This window comes from Arthrobacter sp. (assembly GCF_031988865.1).
Taxonomy (GTDB): Bacteria; Actinomycetota; Actinomycetes; order Actinomycetales; family Micrococcaceae; genus Arthrobacter_B.
Genome location: NZ_DALZXY010000132.1, coordinates 1 through 6,351 on the forward strand (window position 1 = coordinate 1; position 6,351 = coordinate 6,351).

Annotated in this window: 5 protein-coding genes and 1 pseudogene; 2 read left to right on the top strand and 4 right to left on the bottom strand. The window is 64.3% G+C overall.

Going from position 1 to position 6,351, the window contains the following annotated elements; translation table 11 throughout:
- Positions 1 to 154: 154 nt before the first annotated feature.
- Positions 155 to 1,105, top strand: a complete 951-nt coding sequence (locus RTN46_RS16015; RefSeq protein WP_312182874.1) for a DNA methyltransferase — start codon at positions 155 to 157, stop codon at positions 1,103 to 1,105.
- A 98-nt stretch (positions 1,106 to 1,203) separates the two neighbouring features.
- Here the strand turns inward: RTN46_RS16015 and RTN46_RS16020 are convergent, their stop codons facing one another.
- The 3 genes from RTN46_RS16020 to RTN46_RS16030 all read right to left on the bottom strand — a co-directional run bounded on the left by RTN46_RS16020 (position 1,204) and on the right by RTN46_RS16030 (position 4,357).
- Positions 1,204 to 1,335 carry a putative transporter small subunit gene (locus RTN46_RS16020; protein ID WP_312182876.1) on the bottom strand — a complete coding sequence of 44 codons (132 nt, stop codon included), beginning with the start codon at positions 1,333 to 1,335 and terminating at the stop codon, positions 1,204 to 1,206.
- A gap of 37 nt (positions 1,336 to 1,372) precedes the next feature.
- Complete coding sequence (locus tag RTN46_RS16025) at positions 1,373 to 2,962, bottom strand: sodium:solute symporter family protein (protein WP_312182877.1); 1,590 nt, start codon at positions 2,960 to 2,962, stop codon at positions 1,373 to 1,375.
- Positions 2,963 to 3,508: 546 nt separating this feature from the next.
- A complete protein-coding gene (locus tag RTN46_RS16030) occupies positions 3,509 to 4,357 on the bottom strand; it encodes a PHP domain-containing protein (protein WP_312182879.1) in 849 nt (282 codons plus the stop codon).
- Between the two features lie 100 nt (positions 4,358 to 4,457).
- Here RTN46_RS16030 and RTN46_RS16035 point away from each other — a divergent pair, with 100 nt between their 5' ends.
- Complete coding sequence (locus RTN46_RS16035; protein WP_396157947.1) at positions 4,458 to 6,050, top strand: aminopeptidase P family protein; 1,593 nt, start codon at positions 4,458 to 4,460, stop codon at positions 6,048 to 6,050.
- An 82-nt stretch (positions 6,051 to 6,132) separates the two neighbouring features.
- On the opposite strand, the pseudogene RTN46_RS16040 reads toward RTN46_RS16035, so the two are convergent.
- A pseudogene (locus tag RTN46_RS16040) lies at positions 6,133 to 6,351 on the bottom strand (ECF transporter S component); the annotation flags it as partial.

The window sequence follows — 6,351 nt, forward strand, 5'->3', positions numbered from 1 at the left end:
GCCCCGTCCGCAGCAGGCGAGGCAGCAGCAGGCAGCGAAGCCCCCAAGGCCGACCGTCCCCGCCGTAACCGCAGCCGCACCCGCCGCCGCAACGGTGAAGTAGTCTCCAAGGCGAGCCCCGCGGCTGAATAGCCCCGGAGAGCGCGCAGCACCAATGAGCACACCCTTATGGGGCCCGGACGGCGGGTCGCTGGTAGTCCACGCGGATAACGCGGACTTCCTGCCGACCCTGCCGGACGGCGCCTTCACCATGATCTACGTTGACCCGCCGTTCAACACCGGGCGGTCCCAGCGGCGGCAGCAGACCACTATGGTCCGCAGCGTTGACGGCAGTGGCGACCGGACCGGATTCAAGGGCCGCAGCTACACCACGGTCAAGGGCCTGCTTTCCAGCTATGACGACACCTTTGAGGATTACTGGGCGTTCCTGGAACCGCGGCTCGCAGAGGCCTGGCGGCTGCTCGCCGATGACGGGACGCTTTATGTGCATCTTGACTACCGCGAGGTCCACTACGTCAAGGTAATGCTGGACGCCTTGTTTGGCCGCGACTGCTTCCTGAACGAGATCATCTGGGCCTATGACTATGGCGGACGGGCCAAGAACCGCTGGCCCGCCAAGCACGACAACATCCTGGTCTACGTCAAGAACCCGAATTCCTACCACTTCGACAATGCAGAGGTGGATCGGGAGCCGTACATGGCCCCGGGCCTGGTCACACCGGAGAAAGTGGCGCTGGGCAAGCTGCCTACTGATGTTTGGTGGCACACCATCGTCTCCCCCACTGGCCGTGAAAAGACCGGTTATCCCACGCAAAAGCCCGAGGGTCTGCTGCGCCGCGCGGTGGCTGCCAGCAGCCGCGAGGGCGACTGGGTGCTGGACTTCTTTGCGGGTTCCGGCACCCTGGGCGCCGTCGCAGCGAAACTGAACCGGAAATTCGTCTGCGTCGATGCCAATCCGCAGGCCATCGAGGTTATGGGCCAGCGGCTGGGGCATGTGGCGCAGATTGTCCCGGCGAAGGCGGCGGCAGCGGCCGTTGCCGCCCACACGCAAGAGGCCAGGACAGTGGAAGCCGTGGAAACGGTGGAAGCCGTCGACGTCGGCTAGCGGCGTCCCCCATCGGATACGCAAAGCGCCGCAGCAGCAGGAGGAAATCCTGCGGCTGCGGCGCTTTTGCATGGGCCGGCAGGGGCCCATACCGGGAACTAGATGATGCGGCGGCCTTCGCGGCGGGCTTCGACCCAGTCCCGGAAGAATCCCCGGCAGATGACAATCAGGGTGCCGGCCACGATCACGGGCCAGATCAGGACATATACGGTAAGCCAGAATTCTGTCATGGTGGTTCTCTCCTAGGTTCGTGGGGTGGCGGCGGAATCAGGCCTGGACGGTGGCGGGGGCCGGGTCGACGGGCCGCTCGTCATAGTCCCCGATCCGCTGCTTGATCAGCGCGAAGTCGAACTCGTTCTTGTTCCGGAAGGACATGAGGAAACAGATCACGGTGCTGACCGCGTAGGCCACCAGCGATCCAGTCAGCACCTCGTAGTCGTGCAGGAACCCCATAACGAAAGGCGCTGACAGCGCCGCGCCGGCTGCCCCAACGATCAGGGCGGGGCGGAGACCGAAGAAGCCGAAGCTCATCAGGCCCAGGACCACTCCGATCCCCACAACGGACACGGCGTCAAAAACGTAGCCGACGGCGCCGTCCATGGGAATCCAGCTGAACCGCACGGGAATGAACACGGCCAGGGCCACCAGGACCGAGATGGTGAAGGCCTTGTTGGTGACCTTCTTCCAGTAGAAGCTGGCCAGCACCGGGAAGACGAGGGCACCCCAGAGCGCACCGACGAACACCAGCAGGTCAAGGATGTTCATCCGGCCGCTGGCGAAGTAGAGGCCGGCAGCCGTGGCGACCACCATGGAGATCCGGCCGACCAGCAGCATGGTCTTGGGGTTGGCCTTACCCTTCCGGGCAATGTTCTGGCCGTAAACATCGGCCATCATAATGGCCGAGAGTGCCGAGAGGTCCGAGTCCGCGGTGGAGGAGAGGGAACCCAGGATCATGATGAAGAAGACGCCCAGCAGGATCGGCCCCAGGTAGGTGGTCGCCATCTGCGGGACGAGGTTGTTCAGGTCCCCATCGGCAGGGCTGATGCCCAGGTACAAGGCCATAACGCCGAGCATGCCAATACCGATCACGGTCGCGCCGTAGCCCACCGTGGCCGTAATGAAAGTCTTCTTGATCAGGTCCTCGCGGACAGCGAAGAGCCGCTGGGCGATGGTCTGGTTACCGATCGCGTAGGCCAGCACGGCCGCGATATACGGAGCGCCCTGGTTTAGGAACGCTTCGGAGGAGAAGAAGTTGGCCTGCTCCGCGGTCAGGTTCGCCGCGCCGGCTTCGAACATCCCGGGGCCGCCGGCGGCGAAAAACACCACCGGAACAATGATGACCACAGCTCCGAGCATGGCCACCACCTGGGCGAAGTCCGTCAGGACGGAGGCCCGGAATCCGGACCAGAGGGTATAGAGCAGCACTCCTGCTGCCACCGCGACAATGCCCTGCTGAAAGTTGAAGGGTGAGAGCAGTGCGACCAGCGCACCGCCGGCAATAAAGTTTGAGGTTAGGGAAACAACACTGCCCACCACGTTGGAACCCGCGAGCATCAGCTGGCTGGATTTGCCATGCCTGGCACGCATCACTTCGGCCAAGGTGTGTGCCTTGGGCGCGACTTTCCGGATCCGGCGTCCAAACGGATAGATGAACAGAATCATCAGGGCTCCCCAGAGCCCGTAGTGGATGGGCCCCGAAATCCCGTAGGTGTAGCCGGAAGTTGCTGAGGCGTACATGGAGGACGCCCAGATCCAGGTGGCTGTCATGCTGGCAGCCGAAACGCCGAAGCCGATCTTGTTCCCGGCGGTCATGTAACCGTCCGCATTTTCATTCTTTTTGCCAATAAGCGCCGACATTAGGAATGTCCCGCCGTAAAACAGGATAAACAGTGTAACTACTGTCCATGCCCCCAGCTGATAAATCTCCGCTCCGTCGTCAAACACATTTTCCTTTCATCCGCGGCCGGTCGAGCGCCGCGGGTCACCAATGCGAAAAGGCCACGAACCGCGTTCGGCGGGCCTTGCGAAAGATGGCAGGCGCAGCGCGCGGAAATGAAACACTTCCGCAGAAAAACCCATAAGGAGCAGCCTGCTCATCGGGGAAACGGCGCACATGGCGCCGTACCAGCATGCGGTGAGTTGACTCAAACCGCGGCCTGCAGCCTCAAGCTGCCTGTCGGATGCACCCTGCGACTTCAGGCACAGGTCTCCGGTTCGTGAATGTCCCCCAAACACCCTCGGGCTTTTTACAAGATAGCATATTTCAATTGTTGGATTGCAATTCGCATTCTTAGAGCCGGGTTTCCGGGTTCATGGCAATGTTTCGAAATGGTTACGAAAATGATGCTTTCCCGGGTTTCCGCCGGGCGTGGCTGCGGAAAAGGGCCGCTCCCCGGCGGGGGCCTAGGGAGTGACGATCCGGGTTCCGGTGGCAAGTTCGCCGATCTTCTCCAGCACTGCGGGGTCGGTGGTGAACTCCCCCAGCGTGTTGGGCTTTCCGGTGCCGTGGTAGTCGCTGGAGCCGGTCACCAACAGGGAATGTTCACTGGCAAGGCGGCGCAGGTAAGTCCGTCCGGCCTCCGGGTTGTCCCGGTGGTCGATCTCCAGCCCGGCCAGGCCGGCGTCGATCATCTCGTGGTACGTCTTCTCCCCCACCACCCGTCCGCGTCCTGATGCTTCTGGATGGGCGAAGACCGGCACTCCCCCGGCGGCACGGATCAGTTCCACGGCTTCGGCCGGGTCCGGTGCATAGTGCGCCACAAAGTAGCGGGACCGGCCCGTCAGGATGTTGGCAAACGCTGCGGACCTGGTGGGCACCACGCCGGCTGCGACAAGGGCGTCCGCAATGTGCGGCCGGCCGATGGTGGCACCGGGAGCCACCTGCTCCTGAACGTCCTCCCAGCTGATCGGATAGTCCTCCGCCAGCCGTTCCACCATCCGCTCGGCCCGGGAGACCCGTGCGGAGCGGGACTTGGCAATTTCCGCCAGCAGGCCTGGATGAGCCGGATCGTGCAGGTAGGAGAGCAGGTGCACACTGATGCCATCCACGGTCCGGCAGGAAACCTCCATCCCCGGGACGAAGACCAGGCCCATTCCACGGGCCGCCTCCGCGGCTTCGCCCCAGCCGGCGGTGGAGTCGTGGTCAGTCAAAGCGACGGCGTCCAGGCCCGCAGCCCTGGCCGCAGCCATCACGGCGCCGGGCGCTTCGGTGCCGTCCGAGACATTGGAGTGGGTATGCAGGTCGATTCTCACCCCACCAATCTACGCGGTCGCGGACAGGTATCCCGGAGGCCGGCCCTTATCCCGGTCCCGGATGTTTGGCCCGGTACGGGGGCGGTGAGAGCATATACAGGTGAGTACAGAAGCCAATTCCCATGACCCCGCAGACTCTGGTCTCGACGAACTGTCCGAGGGACAGCCGCTCGATGACCGGGTGAACAACCGCTCCCAGCGCCCGACTTCACAGGCCTTCAAGGACTTTATGTCCTCAGGCTGGGCAGCCGCATCCGCCGAACTGCCCCAGCTCTCGGACGTGGCCCCGCACGCCGCCGCACGGCGCCGCACACTCTCCGAGCGTTTCAAGGGCGTTCGCCTGGTTGTCCCGGCCGGCCCGCTGAAGGTCCGCTCCAATGACACCGATTACCGGTTCCGCCCCCACTCCGGTTTCGCCCACCTCACCGGACTGGGCCTGGATCATGAGCCTGACGCAGTGCTGGTCATGGAGCCGGTGGAAGAAGGAACGGGCGACGACGGCGGGAACCACACTGCCACCCTGTACTTCCGTCCCCTGGCCGGAACGGACAGCGAGGAGTTCTACTCCAACGCACGCTACGGTGCGTTCTGGATCGGTTCGCGCCTCGGCCTGGCCGAAGTGAGTGCCCTGGTTGGCCTGCCCACCCGCGACCTTTCCGAAGCAGAAACCGCGATCACTGCCAACGTTGGCGACCCGCAGTTCGGCGGCGTCCAGGTCCGCTTGCTGCGCAAGGTCGATGAGATGATCGATGCCCTGGTCGACACCGTCCGCTACAATACAGCTCCGGATCCGGAGAACGTGGATCTCTCCGCCATGGACGCCCTGGACGACGAGGTCACCGAAGCACTCTCCGAACTGCGGCTGATCAAGGACGACTGGGAAGTTGCCCAGATGCGCGAAGCTGTGGCTGCGACCGTCAACGGCTTCACCGAAGTTGTGAAAGCCCTCCCCCGCGCGATCACGCACCCGCGGGGCGAACGCGTGGTTGAAGGCGCGTTCTTTGCCCGGGCCCGCGAAGAGGGTAACGAGCTCGGCTACGACACCATTGCTGCCGCCGGCAACAACGCAACTGTCCTGCACTGGATCCGGAACAACGGCGCCGTACAGGCCGGTGACCTCCTGCTGCTGGATGCCGGCGTTGAGGCAGAGAGCCTTTACACCGCAGACGTCACCCGCACCCTGCCCGTCAACGGGACGTTCTCCGAGGTGCAGCGCCGGGTGTACCAGGCAGTCCTGGATGCCGCCGACGCCGGCTTCGCTGCCGCCAAGCCAGGCAACAAGTTCCGTGATGTACATGCTGCCGCGGTACGGGTCCTTGCCGAACGTCTCCAGGACTGGGGCCTGCTCCCGGTGCCGCTGGAGGAAGCCCTGTCCGAGGAAGGCCAGCAGCACCGCCGCTGGATGCCGCACGGCACCAGCCACCACCTCGGCCTTGACGTCCACGACTGCGCGCAGGCCCGCCGCGAGCTTTACCTGGACGGCGTGATCGAAGAGGGCATGGTCTTCACCATCGAGCCCGGGCTGTACTTCAAGGAGGAAGACCTCACGATCCCCGAGGAATACCGCGGGATCGGCGTACGGATCGAGGATGACATCCTGATCACCGCCGACGGCCCGGAAAACCTCAGCGCCGCCCTGCCGCGCAACCCGGACGACGTCGAGAACTGGATGGCAGGCATCTACGCTTCGTAGCCGCCCTCGCCAAGCATAAAAGTGCCCGCCTGGATCTCTCCAAGCGGGCACTTTTATGGGTTCTGCTGGGTCTTACAATGCGTTAGCGGCTTTCGTCCTGCTGGCCGCGGGGCGCGTCGCCGTCCTGTCCTGCATCGTTGGCCGGGGCCGCCGGATCCGGCGCGGGGGAAGTGCCGGCGCTCTCGTCCTTCGCTTCCCCGGCCCCTTGGGCTGCGTCGGGGAGGCGGACACCGTACCGTGGCCTGCCATCGGGCAGATCAGGGAACTGGCCGCGCGGGGTTCCCGGCGCAGCAGCGGGCTG